We start from the raw sequence: 21,698 nt of genomic DNA, 5'->3' as shown, positions 1-21,698 counted from the left end.
GCTGTCACTGCTCAGCTGTCGAGCGCAACGTGCCTTACGGAGTTGCCTGAGAGCGATCAGGAGCAAGCCGACATCGAGGTCAGCGCTGCCTGTGTGGCGAAATTGCGCGACGTGAGCTCGCTCTGAAGCGCGCGCCCTTGGGCTTCCTCCTCGCCCAGGGCATGTGTTCGTGAACACGAAAGAGATGGAGCGAGACAGGAGTCGACCCATCGAGATGGGGAGAGGCCATGGAGTGGGCTTGACGACCGTGCGATGGAAGGCGATGAAGCGCGCTCTCCGCGGCTACGGGTGGGCGATGACCACGAGGGTGCGCGCGCGCCGGAGCACGCAGCGCAGCGCGCGCTCCAGCGTCTCCGGATCGAGCGCCGCGAAGCTCTCGTCGAGCACGACGACCTCGGCGCCCTGCAGCAGCGCGCGCGCGATGTAGAGCCGGCTCCGCTCGCCGTGCGAGAGCTGCCAGCCCGTCTCGCCCACCACCTGCTCCAGCCCTCCCGGCATCCGGCCGAGCAGCTCGCCGAGGCCGAGCTCGTGGCAGATCTCCTCGGCCTCCGCGAGGTCGTCGGGCCTCGGCGGCCAGCGCCTGCCCATCAGCAGGTTGTACGCGAACGTCCCGGCGAGGACGTGGTTCTCGTGGAACTGCGGCGCCGCCGCCACGCGGCGCCGCCACGCGGCGGCGCCCAGCATGTGGCGGTCGAGCCCGTTCAGCAGCAGCAGCCCCGCGTCGGGCGCGCGCAGCCCCGAGAGCAGCGCGCTCAGCGTCGACTTCCCGCCGCCCGAGGGCCCCTCGAGCAGGATGCGGTCGCCCGCAGCGATCCGCACCGACACGTCGATGACCGCGGGGCGCGCCCGTCCCTTGTGCCGGAACGACAGCTCGTGCGCCTCGAGGACCGCCGCGCGGGCCTCGGCGTCCGCCGCGCGGCCGGGCCGCCGGCGCGCTCCTCCGCCTCCCCGCGCGCGAGGGCCGGCGATCGCCCCGCGTCGGGGGGCAGCGGAGGCGGCGGCGGCCCGCCGCGGGCGGCCGCCTGGAACAGCGTGGAGACCTGCTCCCACGCGATCGCCGCGCTGGCGAGGCTCGACAGGCCACCCGACAGGCCCTGGAGCGCGCGGCTCGCGAGCAGGACGCCCCCCAGCGCCACCGCGTACGCCCCGGCGGAGCCGGTGCCCGCGAGGAACGGCGGCAGGAGGCCGGCGATGCCCGCGATGAGCCAGCCGCGCGGCATCAGCGCGCCGATCTCGATCTGGCTCCTGTCGATGTCGCGCGACCGCAGCAGGTACTGGGCGAGCGCCTCGTCCTCGCCGTGGTGCCAGCGGCCGTGGCGCTCCTGGGCGAGGCGGGTCCGGTGGCCGACCAGGCGCTCGACGAGGTCGTGCGTCATCGCGAGCCGCGCGGCGGTCCAGCGCGCGCGCCGCCGGTAGAACCGCACGCAGAGCGCGAGGACCAGGACCGCCCAGGCGGCGAGCAGCAGCGCGTGGATCGGGCCCGCCGCGCCCTGGGCGAGCACGGCCGCCGCCGCCGCGAGCTCGAACGCCGAAGCGACCGCCGCGACGCCGCCGCCCATCGCGAGCCCCTCGATCGCCTCGGACTCGATCACGCGGCCGAGGAAGCGGCCCGCGCCCTCGCCGCGCACCTCCTCGGCGTCGAGCGCGAGCGCGCCCGAGAGCAGGCGCTGCTTGACGAGCGCGCTCGCGTCGATCGCGACGAGGCCGGACAGCCACGCCATGAGCTGGCGCAGCGGCACGACCGTCGCGAGCAGCAGCGCGCCGGCGACGAGCCACCCCTCGTCGAGGTGGTCGTCGAGGATGCTGCGCCCCACGGTCATCCACACCAGGATCCAGAGCGTGTAGGCCGCCGCGTGGGCCGCGAGCAGGCCGAGGAGGCGGCGCGGGATCCGCGCGGCCAGGGCCTGCCGCCCGAGCGGCGCGCCCGGCGGCAGGCGCAGGCTCCAGATGCCGTCGACGATCACGGGCCCGAGGCGCTCGTCGAGCAGGGCCCGCCGTGCGCGCCCGCGCCGCCGTGGCTGGACGGCTGCGCGCGCGAGAACGCGCTCGATCTCCGGGAGCACCTGCGCCTCGATCGGGCGGCAGATGCGGCTGGCGATCGCCTCGACAGGGACGCGCGCCGTGGAGCGGTCGGCGCGGAGCGCCGCGAGGTCGCGCCCCCTGCGCCCCACGACGGCGAGGAAGCGGGGCGTCTCGCCGTCGCGCAGCCACACGAGCGCGGGCGCGACGCGGAGGAGCGCCTCGCCGATCTCGTCGTAGCGCGCCGCGATCGGCTCCGCCTCGACGCCGAGGTACGCCGCGGCCTGATCGATCCACGCCCCGAGCGCGTCCGCGCTGCGGAGGTGCCCGGCGGTCGGGACGGGCGCCGCGGCCGCGCGCGGGCCGAGGCCGCTCTGCGTCGCGAGCGCCTCGAGCGCGTCGCCGAGGCGCTCCGCCGGCCACTCGAGGGCGCCGAGCGGATCGACCGCCTGATCCGGCCGCGCTCCCCACCCGGGTTGCGGCCTGGCCCCCCACCCAGGTTGCGCCTCCGCCCCGTCCGGCCGGGCTTCCCACCCAGGTTGCGCCTCGGCGGTCACCTCCGCCGGCCCTCCGCTGGCGCTCCGCCACCCTCCGCTGGCGCTCCGCCACCCTCCGCTGGCGCTCCGCCGCCCTCCGCTGGCGCTCCGCCACCCTCCCGCGTCGCTCCGGCTTCCTCCCCTACCGCTCCGGCGTCCTCCCCCGCCGCCTCGGCGATGCGCCCGCGCGCGACCCTCAGCCGGCGCCACCCGCCGCTCGACCAGAGCCCTCGCTGCACGGCCGCCTCGGCCTCGAGCAGCGCGCGGTAGCGCGAGCCGGGGCGCGCCGCGAGCTCGGCCGGCGCCCCGTCCTCGACGACGCGCCCGCCGTCCACGACGAGCACCCGCTCGAACGATCGCGTCTCGCCGACGTCGTGCGTGACGCACAGGAGCGTCGCGCGGCGGAAGCGCCGCCGCGCCCGGGCGAGCAGCGCCCGGCGGCGCTCCCGATCGAGGCCGCGGAACGGCTCGTCGAGGATCGCGAGCCGCGCCTCGCTCCGCAGCATCGCCCGGCCCAGGCGCAGCCGCTGCCCCTCGCCGCCGGAGACGAGCCCTCCGCCCTCGCCGAGCAGGGTCTTCTGCCCCTCCGGAAGCCGCTCCAGCACCTCGCGCAGCTCGGCCTCCTCGACGACGGCGCCGAAGTCGGCCGCGTCGTCGGGCGCGCCGTAGCGGAGGTTGTCGAGGAACGATCGGTTCCAGATCTGGACCGCCGGGTCGACCCACGCGGTCTCCTCGCGCAGCGCGCGCACCCGCTCGCCGTCGAGGGGGCGGCCGTCGACGAGCACCCTGCCCTCGCTCGCCCTGTGCCAGCCGAGCAGGACCCCGACGAGGCTCGACTTCCCCGCGCCCGAGGACCCCACGATCGCCACGTGGCTGCCCGCCGCGATCGTCAGATCCACCCCGTCGAGGATCACATGACCTGCCGCCTGGATGCGCACGCGCTCGAAGGTGATCGCGCAGCCCGCGCCGCCGGCGCCCCCTTGCGCGAGCGGCGCCGCCGCGGCGGGCGCGCGCACTTGGGCGCCGGCGCGCGGCTCCTCCGGCGCGCCGAGCGGCTCGAGCAAGCGCAGCGCCGTGTTGCGGTGCCCCGGGTACTGGAGCAGCGTGCTCGCGAGCGCCTGCCCGATCGCGGGCAGCGCGAGCGCCCAGTAAAAGAGCAGGAGCGCCCGCGAGAGGGCGCCCCCGCGGGCGAGGAAATCGCCGAGGATCCACGCGGCGAGCGCGAAGCCGATCAGCGCCTGCGCCCCGTCGACGGCGAGGGCTGCGCGGAGGAGCGCGCGGCCGGCGAGCGCCCACTCCCCGAGCAGGCCCGCGTGCTCGCGCCGCACGGCCCGCTCCGCCGCGTGCGCCCGGATCGGCACGAGGCCGAGGAGCGCGTCGAGGTAGAAGCCCGTGAGCGCGCCGGCGTGGGTGCGGACGCGCAGGTCTCGCTCGACGAGGACGCGGTTCCCCGCGAACGGCAGCGCGAGCGCGAGCGCCGCGCCCGGCACGGCGAGGCGCGCGCTCGCGGGATCGATCCAGACGATCGCGGCCGTGGTGACCGCGAGGTCGAGCGCCGAGCGCGCGATCTGGCCGCCGAACGCGGGCAGGCCGCGGAGCACGTGCAAGCTGTGGCCGCGCTGCGCCATGTCCGAGGCCGGGCGGCTCTGGAAGTAGCGATCGCCGATGCGCGGGATCTTCGCGAGGAACGCCATCCGCAGCCGGACCTCGAGGTGGCGCCCGAGCCGGATCATCCCCGTGGTCAGCGAGAGATCGAGGGCGAGCTCCACCACGAGGAAGGCCGCGAGGGCGACGATGGCGGCGAGGCGCTGCTCGAACAGCGCGAGATCGTTCGAGATCTGGAGCAGGCCCCGGAAGAGGAGGCTCTCCAGCACCACCGTCGCGACGCTGAGCAGGAGCGCTCCGGCGAGCACGGCGGGCGTCAGCAGGCCATCCTCGCGGATCATCCGGAGGAGCGCGCGCCCAGGCGGAATCTCGCGCTCCGCGAGGGCGGCTGCGAGGTCGGGCGGGAGGCGCCCCTCGCCGCGCGCTGCCACCTCGCCGGGAGCGCCCGCCTCGGCATTTGCCGGAGGCTCGGGGGCGCCGGCCCCCGGCGCGCCGTCGCGGCCTGCCGGCGCGTGGGCGAGGCTGAGCGGTCTCCGCCCGCGGATCCGCACGAGCACGGCGCCGCGCGTGAGGACCTGCTCCTCCCCGCGCAGGCCGGCCGGCCCCGGGCGCGCCGTCCAGAAGCCGGGCGGGATCATCTCCTCCCGGGCGGCCCCGGCGTCTCGATCGAGCAGCGCGCCCAGCACGCGCGCGGCCTCGCGTCCGCGTCCGAGGCCGCCGGAGCGCACGAGCGACGTGACAAGGCGCGCGCCGGCGTCGAGCGCGGCGATCGCTCGCCAGTCCCGGTCCGACAGCGCCGCCTCGATCGGCCCCCTCCCTGCGCCCAGCCACGCGAGCCGGCGCCCGAGCGGCCGCGTGAACCCGTCGCTCGCGGCCCACGCGCGGAAGTCCGCCGCGGACAGGGGCAGCTCGTGCTGGTAGAGCTCGGCTTCGAGCTGCCGTCGCGTGACCCAGCGCCGCCCCGTGCCCGGGTCCATGATCTGCGCGAGGCCGCCGTGCCGGCGCCAGATCACGACGATGTGGAGCGGCCCGGTCGACTGCCGCACGATCGCCAGGGCGGGCAGCGCCTGGGCCTCGTCGAGGAGCACGTGCTCCGGCGGCACGAGGATCTGCTGGGCCACGAGCCCGAGCTGCTCCGCGAGGTCCTCCAGGGTGTCGATGGAGGTGCCGTCGACGTCGGTCTGGCAGGCCTCGCGCAGGCGCCCGTAGCTCACGCCGACGCCGAAGCCCTCGAGCACGCACTTGAGCGTGGCTGGCCCGCAATCCATCGCCGAGGTCTGCACGACCTCCGGCGCGAGGAGCCTCCGCCTCGGGCTCGGCGGCCTACGGCGGGGATCGGCGCTCGCTGCGCGCTCCGGCGCGGATCGTGGCGAAGAACGTCGATCGGCGCCCGCCGTCCCCTGGCTCACCCGTCCGCTCCGCCGCGGACCCTCACGATCTGCCCTGCTGCCCGCAGCACGAGCGACGCCGGCGAGACGCGCTCCATCTCGATGACGACGTTGCCGGGGAGCCCGTGCTGCATGGGGATCGGCGACGCGGGATCGGGGCGCACGCCGAGCTCCACGCGGATGCGGCCCTCCTGCGCCTCGCTGGCGACGCGCTCGACGGTGGTGGCCAGGGTGCCGTATTCGGTCCAGGGGAACGCGTCGAGGCGCAGGCGCCCCGCCTGCCCCGCGCGGATCCGCCCGACGGACGAGGGCGGGAACTCCGCGATCACCCTGAGCTCGCCGGGCGGGACGACGGCGGCCACGACGTCGCCTTCGCGCACGAAGGAGCCGGCCCGCAGCACCGTGATCTCACCGACCCGCCCTGCGATCGGCGAGCGGATCTTGCGCCGCTCGATCTCGGCGAGCAGCCCCTCGATCGTCGCCTCCAGCACGAGCCGCTCCCCGTCGAGCGAGGCCACCTCGCGGTCGAGCCGCGCGAGCTCGGCCTGCTGCTCGCTCTGCCCCGTGCGCCGCTCGACGTCGGCCCGCGCGGCGGCGCGATCGAGCGCCTCGGTCGCCGAGCGCCTCGACAGCGCCTCGGCCGCGAGCCGCGCCGCCTCGGCCTCGGACACGAGCCCGTCCTGCCGGAGGCGCACGGCCCGCGCCGCCTCGATCTCCTGGAAGCGCGCGCCCGCCTCCGCCTCCTTGAGCCGCGCCTTCGCCTCGTCGATGCGCGCGCGCGCCGCCTCCGCCCCGTCGCGCAGCGCCTGCGAGCGCGCCGCGATCTCGGCCCGGAGCGGCCCCATCTGCCCCGCGATGGCCGAGAGCCGGGCCCGCTTGTCGTCGATGTCGCGGCGGAGCGGCTCCACGTCGAGCTCGACGAGGACGTCGCCCGCGGCGACCTCCGCTCCGAGGAGGTCGAGGCGGACCGCGGCGACCCTCCCACCGAGGGGCGCCTCGACGCGGTGAGCCGCCTGCCCCACCTCGAGGCGCGCGCTCACGCTCGCCTCGTACTGCCCGACGCGCGCGAGGAAGAACCACGCGAGCCAGCCCCCGAGCAGGAGCGCGCCGATCGCGGCGCCCGCGATCGAGCCGCGATGGCCGTCGGTCGCGATCACGTGGATCGAGCGTGAGAACCCGGCGGGCATGAAGGGTCGCGACAAGGTACACGAGCGAAGGATGCGCAGGAAGTCGCACCCATCGCCCGGGTAAAGGCGTTGAGCCTGGCAAAACTTCACGTGCAGCGCGGACCGATTGAATGAATGCTCTCCTCCGCGGCTCCGCCGCAAAGCAGTCATTCCATCTGGAGGTCCCCCATGGCTGATATCGATCGTGATCACGAGCAGAACGAGCAAACGGAGCAGGAGGAGCAGACGGAGACGGTGCCGTTCTTCGCTCGCTACCTGGAAGATCAGAAGCGAATCCGGACCGGCGTCAAAGCCGGCGGCATCTACCAGACCCTCAAGTACCCCTCGGACCGGGACGAGGACGTCACCATGAAGTACCCCTCCGACGGCGACGAAGAGCTGGCCTTGAAGTGAACCGCGAACGCCGCGCGGCGGGTAACCGCCAGCGGCCGAGCGGAACCCACCGAAATCGCCCGCAACATCGCGTACCTTCCGTACCTTCCGTAACGACGTCGTGACGACGTCGTGACAACGCGTAACCAAGCTCAACACGATTCAACACAATCGAGCGCCCGTGATTGAAAGATCGCCGCAACAGCGGAATCGCAGCGTCACGGGATCGTGGAATCACGACGTCGAGCCCGCTGCAATTGTGCTGAAGAGCGCCGAAATCGTCCTCGGGCTCTTGCACCCCCGCCCGGTTGCTCGCTACGGTAGCTCTCTTGTCCTCGGCGGCTCCGTCGCCGCGGCAACGCAACCATCTGGAGGTATCCCATGGCCGATATCGACAACCGTGAGCCCGAGCAGCAGGAGCAGAAGGACGACGCCGAGGCGGTGCCGTTCTTCGCTCGCTTCCTGGAGGATCAGAAGCGCGTTCGTACCGGCGTCAAGGCCGGCAGGCCGCCCTTCCAGACGTTGAAGTACCCGTCGGATCAGGAGGACGGCGGGGGAGGCGGGAAGGACCCGATCTTCACCACGCTGAAGTACCCGTCGGACGGCGACGAGGCCTGAGCACCGCATGGACCGCCCGCGCCCGTGCGAGAGAGGCACCCTGACGTGACGACGGCGAGCGCGAGCGTCCTCCTTGTCTCGCACTCACAGGACGACTTCGGGATCGGGCGCGTGGCGGAGGCGCTGCGGAGGCGCGGCGCTCGCCCCGTCCGCCTGGACGTCGACCGGTTCCCTCGCGACATCACGCTGTCGGCGGCGCTCGGGCCGGGCGGCGTGCGCCGCCGCCTGGAGGACGCCGGCGCCGAGATCGGCGGGGACGAGATCTCCGCTGTCTGGCTCCGGCGCCTCTGGGCGCCGAACCTCGGCGAGGGCATCCCCGAGGCGTACCGCGGCGCCTGCGTGCGCGAGTCGATGGCGGCGCTGACCGGGTGGCTGCGCGGGCTCCCCGCGCGGCGCTGGATCAACGAGCCCGAGGCCGAGGAGCGCGCCCAGGACAAGCTGCGCCAGCTCGCGGCGGCCGCGTCGGTCGGCCTGCGCATCCCCGAGACGGTGGTGACGAACGACCCGGCCGAGGTCCGCGCTTTCTTCGCGCGCCTCGGGGGGAACGTGGTCGCCAAGATGCTCACGCCCTTCTCGACGAGCCTCGCCGGCGGCGCGCCCTTCGTCTTCACGCACGCCGTCGCGGAGGCCGACCTCGACGCCCTCTCCGGGCTGCGCCAGAGCCCCATGGTCTTCCAGGAGCGCATCCCCAAGGCGCGCGAGCTCCGCGTCGCCTGCGTCGACGGCCGGTGCTTCCCGGGCGCGCTCGACGCAACCCGCTACGAGTCGATCGCGGTCGACTGGCGCCACCCGGACGTGAGCGAGGTCGGCATCGGGTGGGAGCCGGACGCCCTCCCGCGCGACGTCGAAGCGCAGCTCGGCGCGCTCCTTCGCGCCCTCGGGCTGGTCTTCGGGGCCGTCGACCTCATCCGGACGCCGGGCGGAGAGCACGTCTTTCTCGAAGTGAACCCCGCCGGCGAGTGGGGCATGCTGGAGCGGGATCTCGGCCTGCCGATCGCCGACGCGCTGGCGGAGGCGCTGCTCGCTCCGACGGAGAACCGGTGACAGTCCTCATCATCACGCACAGCGAAGACAATGAGTGCATCGACCGCGTCGCCGCCGCGATCGCCAGGCTGGGCGGCCGGGCCTTCCGCTTCGACACCGACGCTTTCCCGGCGGGGGCGCGGCTCTCGCTCTCGTCGGGGGCCGGGGCGGGCCGCTCGACGCTGACCACCCGGGACGGCGCGCTCGACCTCGGCGACGTGACCGCCGTCTGGTACCGCCGGGTCGCCTACGGCGCCAGGCTGCCCTCGTCGATGGATCCGCAGCTCCGGACCGCGTCGGTCCACGAGGCGAAGCAGACCGCGGAGGGCATGCTCGCGGCGTTCCGCGTCCCGCAGGTCGACCCCTTGCCGGCGGTGCGCTTCGCGTCTAACAAGCAGGTGCAGCTCGACATCGCGCGCGAGGTCGGCCTCGACACGCCGCGCACGCTCACGACCAACGATGCCGACGCGGCGCGGGCCTTCGCCGCGACCTGCCCCGGCGGGGTGATCGCCAAGATGCTCTCGTCGTTCGCCGTCTACCGCGACGGCGAGGAGCAGGTGGTCTTCACGAACGCCCTCGAGGCCAAGGACCTCGCGGACATGCGCGGGCTCTCGCTCTGCCCGATGACCTTCCAGGAGAACATCCCGAAGGCGCGCGAGCTGCGGGTCACGGTCGTTGGCGAGCGCGTCTTCACGGCCTCGGTCGACTCGCAGGCGGCGCCCGGCGCCGAGGTCGACTGGCGCCGGCAGGGGATCGAGCTCATCGACGCCTGGCGCAAGGACACGCTCCCGCCCGACGTCGAGACGGGCGTGCTCCGGCTGATGGATCAGCTCGGCCTCAACTACGGCGCGCTCGACATCCTCCGCACGCCGGACGGCCGGCACGTCTTCCTCGAGGTCAACCCGTCCGGCGAGTTCTTCTGGCTGGAGCGGACCCCCGGGCTCCCGATCAGCGAGGCGCTCGCCGAGGTCCTGCTCGGCAAGGCGCCGCGGCGCGGCTCGTGGAGCGCCTTCCTCCACACGCCGGCGACGCATCCCCGCTGAGCGCCTTCCCGGTAGGGTGGATCCAGCTCCGCCCGCCGGACGTCCGTCCAGGGATCCTGAGAGAATTCAACGCCAAGGCGCCAAGGCGCAAAAAGAATAATTTTGTGCATTTTTGCGCCTTGGCGCCTTGGCGTTGAATCTCTCTTCGCTCGCGACATCCCTGGCAAGGATCTCTGCCCTGCGAAACTAGCCAAGCGGCCGCCGTCGAGCGCCTCGCGTCGTCGCGCCTCGTCGCCCGCTTCCGCGCGGTGCGGCTTGACAACGCCCGGAGGTTCCGCACTTGCTATCCGTTCAGGGGAGGGCACCGTCCCCTGCGCCCGGCAAGCGATCTCGTGAAGATCCTAGAGCTCCACCTCCTCGCGTTCGGCCCCTTCACGGATCTCCGGCTCGACTTCTCCTCGCCGTCGCCAGGCCTCCACGTCGTCTACGGCCCCAACGAGGCAGGAAAGAGCACCGCGCTCCGGGCGATCCGCGGCCTGCTCTACGGCATCCCGCACATCACGCCCGACGCCCACCTGCACCACAACACCGATCTCCGCGTCGGCGGCCGGCTCGCGGGAAGGGGCGACGCCGCGCTCGCGCTCGTCCGCCGCAAGGGGCGCGTGAAGACGCTCCGCGACCCGGACGACAACCCCCTCGACGACGCCGCGCTCGCGCCGGTGCTCGGCGGCGTGACGGAGGAGCTCTTCCGGACCTCCTTCGGGCTCACCCACGAGACGCTCCGCCAGGGCGCCGAGGCCCTGCTCCAGGGAAAGGGCGACGTCGGTCAGAGCCTGTTCGGCGCGGGGCTCGGCGGGCCGGGGCTGCAGCAGCTGCTCACCACGCTGCGCCAGGAGGCGGACGAGATCTTCACGCCCCAGGCGAGGACCCGCCCCCTCAACGAGGCCATCAAGGCCTTCGAGGCGGCCCGCAACGGGGCCAGGAGCGCCGCTCACCCGCCCGCGGACTGGACGCGCAAGCGGCAGGAGATCGACGAGCAGCGGGCCGAGCAGGAGCGCGTCGACGCGGAGCTGCGCGCGCTCCGGTCGACCGACAAGCGGCTCCGGCGCGCGCTCCGGGTGCTCCCGCTGCTGGAGGCGCGGCGCGCGATCCTCGGCCGGCGCGCCGCCCTCGGCCACGTCGTCCTGCTGCCCGAGAGCGCGCAGCGCGACCGCGAGGACGCCCAGGATCGCGCCGCCGACGCGAGCGCCCAGGCCTCGCGGCTCCGCGCCGACATCGCGGAGCTCGAGGCGCGCCACGCCGCGCTGGAGGTCCCCGCGTCGCTCGCCGACCTCGACGCGGGCGCGATCGACGGCCTCGTGACCCGGCTCGGGAGCCACCGCAAGGCCGCCGTCGACCTACCGCGCGTCCGGGCGGAGCTCCACGGCGTCGAGGAGGACGCGCGCGCGATCCTCCGCAGGCTCGGGCGGGACGCCTCGCTCGCCGGCGGCGACGACCCCGAGCGGCTCGAGGCGATGCGCGTCGATGTCGCGACCGAGGCGCGCATCAAGAAGCTCGCCCGCGAGCGCGGCGCCGCCGAGGCCAAGCCGCGCGAGGTGGAGCGGCTGCTCTCGGCGCACCGCGCGCGGCGCGACGCCTGCGCGCGCAGGCTGGCCGAGCTGCCGTCGGGTGAGGACCCTGCCCCGCTCCGCGGCGCGCTCTCTCGCGCGCAGAAGCAGGGCGACCTCGAGCACCGCCTCCGCGAGGCCGCCGCCGCGGCGGCGCAGCTCGCCCGCGACGCCGACGCGCAGCGCGATCGGCTCGGCCTCGGCGCGGCCGGCCTTCGGACGCGCCTCGACGTCGGCGAGGCGGCAGCGCGGCAGGCGCGCCTCGACGTTGGCGAGGCGGCAGCGCGGCAGGCGCGCCTCGACGTTGGCGAGGCGGCAGCGCGGCAGGCGCGCCTCGACGCCGGCGACGCGCCCGAAGGCCGGCCGCTGTCCGCGGCCGAGGCGAGCGCCCTGCCCGTCCCGCTCCCCGAGACGGTCGACCGGGCGGCCGCGCAGTGGGGCGCGCTCGCCCGGGAGCGCGAGCGGCTCGGCGAGCGCGCCGCCGAGATCGAGGCGCGCCTCCGCGAGAGCGCCCGCGAGATCGACGCGCTCCAGCGCGCCGGCGCCGTCCCCACGGAGGCCGACCTCGCGGAGGCGCGCGAGCGGCGAGACGCCGCCTTCAAGGCGCTGGTGCGCGCCCTCCAGGCGAAGGCGGGCGCCCGCGCGGCGGCGGCGACGATCCACACCGCCACGCTCTTCGACATCGGCGCGGACGCGCCCGCCTCGCCCGGAGCGCGGCGCAGGCCGTCGCTCGCCGCGCGCGACGAGCCGCCGGCCGCCCGGGGGAAGCCCGACGACTACGCCGACCTGGTCCGCGCCGCCGACGCGCTCGCCGATCGGCTGCGCCGCGAGGCCGACCGGGTCGCCCGCCTGGCGCGGCTGCTCGCGGACGAGGCGCGGGCCCAGGCGGACCAGGCGCAGCTCGCCACGGAGCGCGCAGCGCTCGCGCGCCGGGCCGAGGAGGCCGAGGCCGCGTGGATCGAGCTGTGGCGGCCCGCGGGCGTCGCCCCGCGCTCGCCCGAGGAGATGCGCGGCTGGCTCGGCCGCTACGCGGTCCTCACCGCCACGGTCGATCGGCTGCGCGCCGCGGAGGCCGAGGCCGAGGCGCTGCGGGCCCGGATGCAGGCGCACGCGGCCGAGCTCCACGCGGCGATCCAGGGCGCCCGCGCCGCGCCGGGCGCCTCGCGCGGGGACGCGGCCGGCGTGGGCTCGCGCCGTGATGCGGCGAGCGTGGGCGCGCGCGGCGATGCGGCCGGAGCGCCGGAGGACGCGCCCGCGCGCCTCCCGGCGCTCGTCGAGGCCGCGGAGCAGGAGCTCGCGGCCATCGAGGGCGCGGCCCGGGAGCGCAAGGAGCTCCTGCGGGAGCGCAAGGAGCTCGAGCGCGAGATCGAGGACCTCGAGCGCGAGCAGTCGCAGCACGCGCGCGCGCTCGAGGCGTGGCGTGCCGAGTGGGCCGAGGGCGTGCGGCCGCTCGGCCTGCCCGGCGACGCCTCCGCGGACGAGGCCACGGCGATCCTCGACGAGCTCGGCGTGCTGTTCCGCAAGGCGGACAGCGCCGCCCACGAGCGCCGCCGGGTGCGCGGCATGGAGCGCGACGCCCGGGCGTTCGCGGCCGACGTCGCGGAGCTCGCGTCCCGGCACGCGCCGGACCTCGCCCCGCTGCCGGCGGATCAGGCCGCCGATCAGCTGATCAAGCGCCACCACAAGGCGCGCGCCGACCTCCGCGAGCGCGGCGAGATCGCGCGGAGCCTGGCCGACAAGCGCCGCGAGCTGGATCAGCAGGAGGCGCGCCGCGCGGCCGCCGAGTCGCGCCTCGCCAAGCTCTTCGAGGCGGCGGGCGTCCCGCGCGGCGGCGACGACGCCGCCGACGTCGCCGCGCTCTCGCTGGCGGAGGAGCGCTCGCGCGAGGCGCGCCGGCTCGACCGCGAGCTCGTCGAGAACGAGGGCAAGCTCCTCGAGGCGGGCGAGGGCGCGGGCATCGCCGCGCTCGAGCAGGAGACCGCGGAGGTGGAGCGGGACGCGCTCGCGCTCGAGCTCGACCGGGCGGAGGAGCGCCTCGCGGCGCTCGAGGACGAGCGGCGCCGGATCGACAGGGCGCTCGGGAGCCTGGAGCAGGAGCGCGAGCACCTCCGGGCGACGGTGGGCGCCGCGGAGGCCGCCGCGGAGGCGCAGATCTGCCTCTCGCACCTGCGCGGCGAGGTGCGCCGTTACGTGCGGGCGCGCCTCGCCGCGGTGCTGCTCGAGCGCGAGATCGAGCGCTACCGCGAGCGCAACCAGGGCCCGATCCTGGCGCGCGCGAGCGCGCTCTTCCACCGCCTGACGCTGGGCGCCTTCGCCGGCCTCCGGGTGGGCTACGACGAGAGCGAGCAGGCGATCCTCCGCTGCGTCCGCGCGGCGGCGTCTAGCGCGGGAGTCGGCGGGGCAGCGATCGCGAGGGCGCCCGCGCCGGACGGCGCGGCGGAGCCCGTGACGACGCCGGCGGACGCAGCGGCAGAGCCCGCGAAGGCGCCGACGGACGCACCGGCAGAGCCCGCGAAGGCGTCTGTGGATGCGGCAGCGGAGCCTGCGAAGGCGCCGACGGACGCAGCGGCGAAGCCCGCGACGGCGCCGACGGACGCAGCGGCGGAGCCCGCGAGGGCGCCGGTGCAGCGCGAGGTGGACGTCACGGGCCTGAGCGACGGCACGCGCGACCAGCTCTACCTCGCGCTGCGCCTCGCGAGCCTCGAGCATCACGCCCGGACGGGCGAGCCGATGCCGCTCATCCTGGACGACATCCTGATTCACTTCGACGACGACCGCGCCCGGGCCGCCCTCGCGGTGCTCGGCGAGCTCGCGGGGACGACGCAGGTGCTGTTCTTCACGCACCACGCGCGGCTCTGCGAGCTCGCGCGCGAGGCGGTGCCGGCCGACGTGCTCCGCGAGCACCGCCTGCGGTAGAGGACCGCGGCGGGCGGCACCGGCGGCTCCTCGGGGATGCCGGGGAGGTGGAGCCCGTAGTATGGCTCGAGCAGCGAGACGTGGAAGCCGAGCGCCGTTTCGTTGGTGAGCCAGATGCGCGTCGACCACGCCGGGTCGCTCCCCCCGCAGACAGGCTGAGCGACTCGTTTTGAAGGCCGGTGACCGCGATAGGCTATCCTGGGCGGGATGACGGTCCAGGAGCTCCACGTCGCGGGATACCGCTCGATCCGTGAGCTGACGCTCCCCCTCGCGCAGGTCAACGTCATTGTCGGACCGAACGGCGTCGGCAAGACCAATCTCTATCGCACCATGGTGCTGCTCGGCTCCGCGGCGAGCGGGAGCTTCGCGCGCACGCTGGCCGAGGAGGGCGGGATGCCCTCGGTGCTCTGGGCTGGCCAGCGCAGCAAAGGCCCGGTGCGGATGACGCTGCGGGTGCGGCTGGAGCAGCTCGTCTACGAGCTTCAGTGCGGACTGACGCCGCCGCCTGGAGGGCCGTTCGAGCTGGATCCGGACATCAAGGAAGAGAAACTCTGGTTGCTCGACAAGCGCCGCCGCCTGCCGATGCTGGAGCGGGCCGCGGGCTCGGCCTTCGCGCGCGACGCGGACGGCCAGCGCGTGACCTTTCCCTTCTCGCTCTGGGGCTCGGAGTCGGTGCTGGCGCAGGTGGTGGAGCCGCACCGCTTTCCATTGCTCTCGGTGGTGCGGCAAAAGCTGATGAACTTCCGGTTCTATCACCACTTCCGCACCGACTCCGGCGCACCGTTGCGGGTCGAGCAGGTCGGGGTGCGGACGCCGGTGCTCAGCACCGATGGCCACGATCTCGCCGCGGCGCTGGCGACGATCCTCGATATCGGCGACAGGGTCGCCTTGAAGGATGCCGTCTCCAGCGCGTTCCCCGGCGCGTCGCTCGAGGTCTCCTCGACGCAGGGGCGGTTCCGCGTCGAGCTCGGCTTGCCAGGGATGTCACGGCCGCTCGACGCCCGCGAGTTCTCGGACGGCACGGCGCGCTATCTCTGCCTCCTGGCGGCGCTGCTGAGCCCGAGGCCTCCGCTGCTGATGGCGCTGAACGAACCGGAGACGAGCCTGCATCCGGATCTGCTCGGGCCGCTCGGGGATCTCCTTGTGCACGCGGCCTCCCGGAGTCAGCTGTGGATCACGACGCACTCCCGCCCGCTGGCAGAGCGGCTCCAGAAGGCGACGCCCTGCCGGCTCATCGAGCTCGACAAGAACGGTGGAGAGACGGTGCTGGCGCACGGCGCGGCGGAGGATGAATGACGTCCGCCCCCGCGTGAGCGCTGCGAGCGGGAGCCGGCGCGGGGGAGGAGGTCTCTTTTCCTGGTCACACGTAGATCGTCGCCTCGCCCATCGACACGCCTTCAACGACGACGACGGCCACGGAGCCCGGGAGCATACAACTACCCTCGCCGACCCAATCCACATAGCCGCTCATCGACCAGCCCAGCGGCCCGGCAACGTACGTGTTGGTGTGTGCGTGCCCGCCTATCGCCACCCCGACGACGCGCCCGCACAAGGTGACGCCGCACGTCGGCATGACGTGGAACGCGACCGATGACCCCAGACGGGAATGGCCATCCTTCCACCCACGCGCGCACGTGCCGCTCGCCCGTCCGCCAGGATCAGCCAGGACACGGCCCGCCGCACCCCGCGCCGCCGCAGTCGACGCCGGCCTCGTCGCCGTTCTTCACGCCGTCCGTGCAGGTGGGGGCCTCGCAGACGCCGGCCCAGCACACGCCGCTCGTGCAGTCCGCGCCGGTCTGGCAGCCCCGGCCCGGCGCGCAGCGCGGGCAGTACTGCTTGCCGCAGTCGACGCCGGACTCCCGGCCGTTCTTCACCCCGTCGCTGCAGGTCGGGATCATGCAGGTCTCGTTCGTGCACACGCCGCTCATGCAGTCCGTGGCCGCGCGGCAGCGGTCCCCCGCCTGGCAGGGCCGGCACGGGCCACCGCAGTTGAAGCCTGTCTCTCCAAGGCCGACGTCCTGCACGTCGTTCACGCAGTGCTCCGGCACGCACCAGACGCCATCACACGCGCGCCCGCCGGGACAGCGCAGCGAAGCGTCCGTGTCGACACACTGCACGCAGGTGCCTTCATGACATCGCCCCTCGCCCGAGGCGGGGCACGTGACCTCATTCAACAGGAGATGCCGCGGCTCATCGATCTCGCAGACGTCGAGGGTGCACTGGTTGCCGTCATCGTAGATATCCTGGGCCGCCGCGCTGACCACACCGCCGTCGGCTGTACACTTCTCGATCTTGCAATCGCCGCGGAGCTGCGACTCGATGGGGCCCTCGTGGATCTCCACCGCGCACGCGCCGTCCACGCACCGCCCCGCGCCGCACCGCGGGTCCGGCGGGCCAGGGCACTCCGCGTCGCTCTCGCAGCCGCCGGGCGGCACGGACACCCCGGAGCACTTCTCGGTGCCCTCCTCGGTGCCCTCCGCGCACTCGTCGCAGGTGAGGCACGCCTTGAAACACTCCGAGTCCTGCTCGCCGCGCGAGCCCTCCTCGCCGCGCGCGCAGCAGATGACCTTGCCCGGCTCGCCGCACACGCAGCGCTCATCGACGCAGATCGTGCCCGGCACGTACTGGTGATCCGACTCGCAGTCATCCGTGACCGCGCAGTCTCCGCCCATATAGGGCACGTCACCACATGCAAAGAACGTCGCTGGGCCGATGAGAAGAATGCAACCAACAAACCAAGGCGCGATGGGCTTACCCATGCTCCAGTCCTCCGGCACGAGGCTGAGGCGCCGGCACCCTGGCGGCCCCAATCCGCCGGGGTGTCGTTTGCCTGTCATCCGAGACGCGCACTATGCCGCGTCGGGCCCGCGGCCGTCACGCAAGTTTTCACCAGAATGCGCCGCTGGCGAGGCAGCCTTCCAGCAGGGCAGGCGCGAGGTCGAAGGGAGGAAAAGCGGTGCTCGTCAGCGGAAAGCCGCTGACTGACACCGTGCTCTACGCCGAGCCGCGAGGAGGGGACGTCCGCAGCCGTGCGCCGTGCGCCCCTGCTCGCCGGGCCGCGCCTCGTCGCACCGGGACGCTTCGCCTCCGGCTCACGAGGCGAACAGCCAGGCGATGCTCGCCGCGCCGGCCAGGAAGAGCGCCGCCGTGAAGATCAGGATCGCCGTCCGGTCAGGGCGGTACTCCCCGCGATCGATGGCGCGCGCGACGCGCAGGTAACGCGTCGCGGCCCACGCGATGAGCGCCATCCCGAGCACGACCATCCCCGCGCCGACGCCCACGACCTCGCGCAGCAACGACCGCGGCCCTCCGGGCGCGGCCGGCGGCCCCGCCTCCAGAAAGTAGAGGCTGACCCGGTTGAGCGTGATGCCGAAGCTGAGCAGCGCGATCGCCGTGCGCACGTAGGCGAGGTGCGTCCGCTCGTTGGCCAGGTGCTCCCTCGCGTAGGCCTCCGTGCGCTTCACGCTCTCCTCGCCAGGCATGGTGGCTCACCCTCCTCGGCGCCCCGCCTAGCGGCGGCCGTACCGATCGTCGAACCACGGGTACGCCGTGTTCGAGTAGCCGCGGATCTCCCAGAACCCCGGCTGATCCGCCGCGCTGAACGTGATCCGCCGGATCCACTTCGCGCCCTTCCAGGAGTAGAGCTGCGGCGTGATCATCCGCACCGGACCCCCGTGCTCACGGGGCAGCGGCTTGCCCTCCCAGGAGTGGACGAGCAGGACGTCGGGCAGCATGGCCTCGTCGAGCGGCAGGTTCGTCGTGTAGGGGGTCTGCGTGCCGGGCGCGATGTCGCTCGCCTCGATCAGCACGAAGCGCGCGTCCGCGAGCGGGCGCGCGCGCTCCGCGATCTCGGCGAACCGGACGCCGATCCAGTGGTTGTCCAGGCGGCTCCAGGTGGTCACGCAGTGGAAGTCGGACACGTCGAGCGTCTGCGGCAGCTCCATGAACTCTTCCCAGGAGTAGGTCCGCGGCGCCTCGCAGAGCCCGTCGATCTCGAGCTGCCAGCGCTCGGTCGAGATGTCCGGCGTATCGCCGAGATCGAGCACCGGCCAGCTCTTCACCTCGCGCTGACCGATCGGCAGCCTCGGCATCCCATGCCGGTTCGGCGGCCCGCTGCCCATCGGCGCGAGCCCGTCGAAGGCGCCCTTGCCGCGCGCCGCCTGCCGCGCGGCGAACGCCTGCTTGCGCTCGATCAACGACCTCGTCCGCCGCCCCGCGTCGTCCGCCATGACGTGACCTTGGCGAGAGCCCAAGACGCCTGCAAGAGCGAGCTCATCCGACCTTGCGGCCCGAGAGCTCCACGGATGCGGCATCCACCGACACCGACGTCGGAGGGCCGAACTTCTTGACCTGAACGGTCACGAGGAGGGCCGGCGTGTCGTCGAGCACCCGCTCGATGATGCGCTCGGCGAGCGTCTCGAGCAGCTTGTACGACGCGCTCGTGCCCGATTCGACGACGAGGCTCGCGAGCTTGTCGTAATCGAAGACGCGCGCGCGCGTGTCGGCTCGAGGCAACAGCGAGATCGGGAGCTCCACCTCCAGGCACACAACGAAATCCTGGGGCAGGTCGCGCTCGGCGCGAGACACGCCGTGCTTGGCGCGAAAGCGGATGCCGTCAAGGCGGATCCGGTACGTCTGGATCACGGACTCCATCGGCGCCCCCTAGCATGCCTTCCGGCCGGCTTCCGCCGCAAGAATGCCAGGCGGCAGGGTCGCCCGCTCGCCGCGGCCTTCCCGACGCGCGACGGCCGTCCCGGCGTGTCCCGGCGCGGGCGGCCTTCCCGGCGCGACCGCCCTCCAGGCGCGCGGCGGCTGCGCGCCACGCGCGCCCTGTGCGGCACGTCAGAGGAGAGGCCGCTTGAAGCACACGGCGTCGATTTTCCCGGACATCTCGCTGCGCAGGAACTGCACCGGCTCCCAGCCTTCCTGCCCGAACCGCTTGAGGACCGGGTTCCATCCGGACGTGGTGGTCACCTCGATCACCTGACTGTCGCTGACGCGCGCTGTCTCCACGTCCACGCACCGAACCTCCCACCGGGGCGGATCGGTCCCCGCCTGCACCGGCGGCACCAGAAAGCGCGGCGCGACGTACGACGCGGAGCAACCGAAGAGAAATGCGACGGCGATGGCTGTTCCGGAGCTGAGCTTCGGCATGGGCGGTCCTTTCCTGCGGGGTCGACTCGCGAAGGCGTATCGACGCTTCGAGCGCCACGTCAACTGGGAACGGCGCGCGCGCCGGCGCCGAGCGCGTCGACTCCTCGGACGTGACAGGCGCGTGTCCGGGGCGCCCCGCCACGTCCACTGGAACCGCTCGCCCTTCCCCCGCGTACTCGTCCAGGGGCACAACCCCGCCTCGAAGGAGCGGAGCCGATGATGCTCGCTGGACACCTCGATGATCCGTTGGAGGACGCGCTCCTCGCCCGCGCGGGATGGGCGCGCGACGCCGAGGTCGAAGCGCACCTCGGCGCCTCCGGCGACTGCGCGCGCCGGCTCGCCCACGCGGAGGCCGCCGTCGCGGCCGTCGCCCTCGCGCTGCCGCCGGTCCCGCCGAAGGGCCGCCTGCGCGCGCGGCTCTTCGCCTCGGTGGATCGCCGGGAGCGGTTCACCCGATGGCGCCGCGCCTCGCCGCCCTCATCGACGTCGCGCCGGACGACGCCCGGCGCGCCCTCCACGCGCTGTCCGAGCCGGAGGCGATGAGCGCCGTGCTCCCGGGCATGCGCGTCCACCCGGCGCTCGGCTCCGACTGCGCCCGCGTGAGGCGCGTCGTGGCCGCGCTCCAGGAGGACCAGCGCACGGTGCTCGAGCTCGCCTATTTCGAGGGGCTCTCCCTCGTGGAGATCGGCGAGCGCCTCGCGGTGCCGGTGGGCACCGTCAAATCCCGCCTCTCGCGCGCGCTGGACAAGCTGCGCACCACGCTCCAGGAGCAGCCGCGCGCCGCGGCAGGCTGACGCCGCCGCTAGCGCTTCCGGGCGAGCGCCTCGCGGTCCTTCACGATGAGCCGCCGCCCCGCCGCGTCGAGCACGCCCTCCTTCCGGAACGCCCCGAGCGTCAGCGTCACCGTCTCGCGCGTCGACCCGATCACCTGGGCCGCAGCACGCACCGACGGAATAGGATCGGCTTTCGGGAGGGGCGTGCCTCCCAACCCTTTACAGGGACGCGTGTTCTCGGGGACCATGACGTTGGTCCCTCGCCCGCCAGCGGCAGCAGATGGCGTTTCGACCCCCGACCCCCGGCCTCCTCGTCGACAACAAGTACCGCCTCGCGGAGCGCATCGGCGGGGGCGGCATGGGGGACGTGTTCCGGGCGGAGCACGTGCTCGCAGGTCGCGCCGTTGCGATCAAATTCCTCCACCCTGAGCTGGCGGACAACTCGGAGCTCTCCCACCGGTTCTTCCAGGAAGCGCAGGCGGTCAATCGGATCCGCCACCCGAACATCGTCGACGTGATCGACGCCGGCGTCGGCGAGCTCGGTCCGTACATCGTGATGGAGCACCTCGACGGCGAGTCGCTCGGCATGGCGCTCGCGCGCTTCGGTCGCCTCGACATGGAGGCCGCCGTCGGCGTCGCGATCCCGGTGCTCGAGGCGCTCGACGCCGCGCACCGCGCGGGGATCATCCACCGCGATCTCAAGCCCGAGAACATCTTCATCGCCTTCGATCCGAGCCGCGGCTCGGCCGTCGTCCGCCTGCTCGACTTCGGCATCGCCAAGGTGCTCGACTCCGACGGTCCCTCGCCGCGGACGCGCACGGGCGTCGTGTTCGGGACGCCCGACTATCTCTCGCCCGAGCAGGCCACGGGGGAGTCGCCGCTCGACGGTCGGAGCGATCTCTTCTCGGTGGGCGTGCTGCTCTACGAGGTGCTCACGGGCACGCGGCCGTTCCGCGCGCCGACCGCCGTGGCGACGGCGTTCCGCGTCGTGCACGCCGAGGTGCCCACGCTCGCCTCGGCGGGCGTGACCGTCGACCCGCGGCTCGAGGCGATCGTGCAGCGGCTCTTGCAAAAGGATCCCGCGAAGCGGTTCCAGACGGCCGGCGACGTCGTCCGCGAGCTCGAGCGCGTCGCGCCTGATCCGCCCCGAAGGACGACGGCGCTCGGCAGGCTGATCAACGTGCAGCGGCGGATGGCCCTGAGCCTGGGGAACGCCCCGGAGAACGAGCGCGATCGCCTCTCGTCCTCGCGCGATCGATCGCGCCCGGGGTTCGACGTGAACCCCCCGCCGATGCGCATCTCGCCGTCGATCGTGCCGGGCGGGCGCGTCACCGAGGCGCCGCCCGGGATGCGGCCGTCCTCCGAGCCAGCGAAGCCCGCGCCCGGCGTGACGCTCTCGAACGCGCTGCGAAGCCGCGGCTCGGAGCCCACGATGCTCTCGCAGCGCGGCGAGTCGCTGCCCACGGTGCGCAGCGCCGATCTCGGCCTCCGGGCCGAGCCGACCGTCCGCAGCGCGG

Annotated in this window: 19 protein-coding genes; 9 read left to right on the top strand and 10 right to left on the bottom strand. The window is 74.1% G+C overall.

Translation table 11 applies throughout. The features are described from left to right. Positions 1–282: 282 nt before the first annotated feature. The 4 genes from POL72_RS48025 to POL72_RS48010 are packed head-to-tail and all read right to left on the bottom strand — an operon-like array spanning position 283 to position 6,735. Positions 283–819, bottom strand: a complete 537-nt coding sequence (locus POL72_RS48025; RefSeq protein ID WP_272103920.1) for an ATP-binding cassette domain-containing protein — start codon at positions 817–819, stop codon at positions 283–285. After that, positions 753–2,576: an ABC transporter ATP-binding protein gene (locus POL72_RS48020; protein WP_272103919.1), complete on the bottom strand. Its 1,824-nt coding sequence runs from the start codon at positions 2,574–2,576 to the stop codon at positions 753–755. The genes POL72_RS48025 and POL72_RS48020 overlap by 67 nt, the downstream gene beginning before the upstream one ends. Next, positions 2,573–5,569, bottom strand: a complete 2,997-nt coding sequence (locus tag POL72_RS51485; protein ID WP_272103918.1) for an ATP-binding cassette domain-containing protein — start codon at positions 5,567–5,569, stop codon at positions 2,573–2,575. Before POL72_RS51485 ends, POL72_RS48020 begins: the two co-directional genes overlap by 4 nt. After that, complete coding sequence (locus POL72_RS48010) at positions 5,566–6,735, bottom strand: HlyD family secretion protein (RefSeq protein ID WP_272103916.1); 1,170 nt, start codon at positions 6,733–6,735, stop codon at positions 5,566–5,568. The genes POL72_RS51485 and POL72_RS48010 overlap by 4 nt, the downstream gene beginning before the upstream one ends. 168 nt (positions 6,736–6,903) lie before the next feature. Here POL72_RS48010 and POL72_RS48005 point away from each other — a divergent pair, with 168 nt between their 5' ends. The 6 genes from POL72_RS48005 to POL72_RS47980 all read left to right on the top strand — a co-directional run bounded on the left by POL72_RS48005 (position 6,904) and on the right by POL72_RS47980 (position 15,550). Beyond that, complete coding sequence (locus POL72_RS48005; protein WP_272103914.1) at positions 6,904–7,128, top strand: microviridin/marinostatin family tricyclic proteinase inhibitor; 225 nt, start codon at positions 6,904–6,906, stop codon at positions 7,126–7,128. Positions 7,129–7,488: 360 nt separating this feature from the next. Beyond that, on the top strand, positions 7,489–7,725 hold the full coding sequence (locus POL72_RS48000) for a microviridin/marinostatin family tricyclic proteinase inhibitor (protein ID WP_272103913.1): 237 nt from the start codon (positions 7,489–7,491) through the stop codon (positions 7,723–7,725). Positions 7,726–7,770: 45 nt separating this feature from the next. Then, positions 7,771–8,769 carry an MvdC family ATP-grasp ribosomal peptide maturase gene (locus tag POL72_RS47995; protein WP_272103911.1) on the top strand — a complete coding sequence of 333 codons (999 nt, stop codon included), beginning with the start codon at positions 7,771–7,773 and terminating at the stop codon, positions 8,767–8,769. After that, positions 8,766–9,791: an MvdD family ATP-grasp ribosomal peptide maturase gene (locus POL72_RS47990; protein WP_272103909.1), complete on the top strand. Its 1,026-nt coding sequence runs from the start codon at positions 8,766–8,768 to the stop codon at positions 9,789–9,791. Before POL72_RS47995 ends, POL72_RS47990 begins: the two co-directional genes overlap by 4 nt. 332 nt (positions 9,792–10,123) lie before the next feature. Beyond that, positions 10,124–14,254 carry an AAA family ATPase gene (locus POL72_RS47985; protein WP_272103907.1) on the top strand — a complete coding sequence of 1,377 codons (4,131 nt, stop codon included), beginning with the start codon at positions 10,124–10,126 and terminating at the stop codon, positions 14,252–14,254. Positions 14,255–14,461: 207 nt separating this feature from the next. Next, on the top strand, positions 14,462–15,550 hold the full coding sequence (locus tag POL72_RS47980) for an AAA family ATPase (RefSeq protein WP_272103906.1): 1,089 nt from the start codon (positions 14,462–14,464) through the stop codon (positions 15,548–15,550). Positions 15,551–15,912: 362 nt separating this feature from the next. On the opposite strand, the gene POL72_RS47975 is transcribed toward POL72_RS47980, so the two are convergent. The 5 genes from POL72_RS47975 to POL72_RS47955 all read right to left on the bottom strand — a co-directional run bounded on the left by POL72_RS47975 (position 15,913) and on the right by POL72_RS47955 (position 19,408). Beyond that, the gene (locus tag POL72_RS47975; protein ID WP_272103905.1) at positions 15,913–17,013 is read right to left on the bottom strand and encodes a hypothetical protein; all 1,101 of its coding nucleotides are present in this window, start codon (positions 17,011–17,013) and stop codon (positions 15,913–15,915) included. Between the two features lie 333 nt (positions 17,014–17,346). Beyond that, positions 17,347–17,736 carry a YidH family protein gene (locus POL72_RS47970; protein WP_272103903.1) on the bottom strand — a complete coding sequence of 130 codons (390 nt, stop codon included), beginning with the start codon at positions 17,734–17,736 and terminating at the stop codon, positions 17,347–17,349. 27 nt (positions 17,737–17,763) lie between these two features. After that, positions 17,764–18,483, bottom strand: coding sequence for a molybdopterin-dependent oxidoreductase (locus POL72_RS47965; protein ID WP_272103901.1), 720 nt, complete (start codon positions 18,481–18,483; stop codon positions 17,764–17,766). Between the two features lie 43 nt (positions 18,484–18,526). Beyond that, entirely contained in the window at positions 18,527–18,907 is a 381-nt protein-coding gene (locus tag POL72_RS47960; protein ID WP_272103900.1) for a dihydroneopterin aldolase, read from the bottom strand. Positions 18,908–19,096: 189 nt separating this feature from the next. Then, on the bottom strand, positions 19,097–19,408 hold the full coding sequence (locus POL72_RS47955) for a hypothetical protein (protein WP_272103899.1): 312 nt from the start codon (positions 19,406–19,408) through the stop codon (positions 19,097–19,099). A gap of 216 nt (positions 19,409–19,624) precedes the next feature. On the opposite strand from POL72_RS47955, the gene POL72_RS47950 reads away from it, so the two are divergent. Together POL72_RS47950 and POL72_RS47945 are read left to right on the top strand one after the other, a co-directional pair. Continuing rightward, on the top strand, positions 19,625–19,951 hold the full coding sequence (locus tag POL72_RS47950) for a hypothetical protein (RefSeq protein ID WP_272102902.1): 327 nt from the start codon (positions 19,625–19,627) through the stop codon (positions 19,949–19,951). Then, the gene (locus POL72_RS47945; protein ID WP_272102901.1) at positions 19,864–20,202 is read left to right on the top strand and encodes a sigma-70 family RNA polymerase sigma factor; all 339 of its coding nucleotides are present in this window, start codon (positions 19,864–19,866) and stop codon (positions 20,200–20,202) included. The genes POL72_RS47950 and POL72_RS47945 overlap by 88 nt, the downstream gene beginning before the upstream one ends. A gap of 8 nt (positions 20,203–20,210) precedes the next feature. Here POL72_RS47945 and POL72_RS47940 read toward each other — a convergent pair whose 3' ends face one another. After that, positions 20,211–20,354, bottom strand: a complete 144-nt coding sequence (locus tag POL72_RS47940) for a helix-turn-helix domain-containing protein (RefSeq protein ID WP_272103897.1) — start codon at positions 20,352–20,354, stop codon at positions 20,211–20,213. A 107-nt stretch (positions 20,355–20,461) separates the two neighbouring features. Here POL72_RS47940 and POL72_RS47935 point away from each other — a divergent pair. Beyond that, on the top strand, positions 20,462–21,698 hold a 1,237-nt coding region (locus POL72_RS47935), incomplete at its 3' end, for a serine/threonine-protein kinase (RefSeq protein ID WP_272103896.1).

Origin of the sequence: Sorangium aterium, assembly GCF_028368935.1 — a bacterium.
Taxonomy (GTDB): domain Bacteria; phylum Myxococcota_A; class Polyangia; order Polyangiales; family Polyangiaceae; genus Sorangium; species Sorangium atrum.
This window is presented reverse-complemented; position numbering and strand designations above follow the sequence as displayed.

What these genes read in the sequence shown, in the direction of transcription:
- POL72_RS48010 (WP_272103916.1), bottom strand. Translation starts at nt 6,735, where the DNA reads ATGCCCGCCGGGTTCTCACGCTCGATCCACGTGATCGCGACCGACGGC.
- POL72_RS47975 (WP_272103905.1), bottom strand. Translation starts at nt 17,013, where the DNA reads ATGGGTAAGCCCATCGCGCCTTGGTTTGTTGGTTGCATTCTTCTCATC.
- POL72_RS47965 (WP_272103901.1), bottom strand. Translation starts at nt 18,483, where the DNA reads ATGGCGGACGACGCGGGGCGGCGGACGAGGTCGTTGATCGAGCGCAAG.
- POL72_RS47980 (WP_272103906.1), top strand. Translation starts at nt 14,462, where the DNA reads ATGACGGTCCAGGAGCTCCACGTCGCGGGATACCGCTCGATCCGTGAG.
- POL72_RS47955 (WP_272103899.1), bottom strand. Translation starts at nt 19,408, where the DNA reads ATGCCGAAGCTCAGCTCCGGAACAGCCATCGCCGTCGCATTTCTCTTC.
- POL72_RS47960 (WP_272103900.1), bottom strand. Translation starts at nt 18,907, where the DNA reads ATGGAGTCCGTGATCCAGACGTACCGGATCCGCCTTGACGGCATCCGC.
- POL72_RS47970 (WP_272103903.1), bottom strand. Translation starts at nt 17,736, where the DNA reads ATGCCTGGCGAGGAGAGCGTGAAGCGCACGGAGGCCTACGCGAGGGAG.
- POL72_RS48000 (WP_272103913.1), top strand. Translation starts at nt 7,489, where the DNA reads ATGGCCGATATCGACAACCGTGAGCCCGAGCAGCAGGAGCAGAAGGAC.
- POL72_RS48005 (WP_272103914.1), top strand. Translation starts at nt 6,904, where the DNA reads ATGGCTGATATCGATCGTGATCACGAGCAGAACGAGCAAACGGAGCAG.
- POL72_RS47945 (WP_272102901.1), top strand. Translation starts at nt 19,864, where the DNA reads ATGGCGCCGCGCCTCGCCGCCCTCATCGACGTCGCGCCGGACGACGCC.
- POL72_RS47950 (WP_272102902.1), top strand. Translation starts at nt 19,625, where the DNA reads ATGATGCTCGCTGGACACCTCGATGATCCGTTGGAGGACGCGCTCCTC.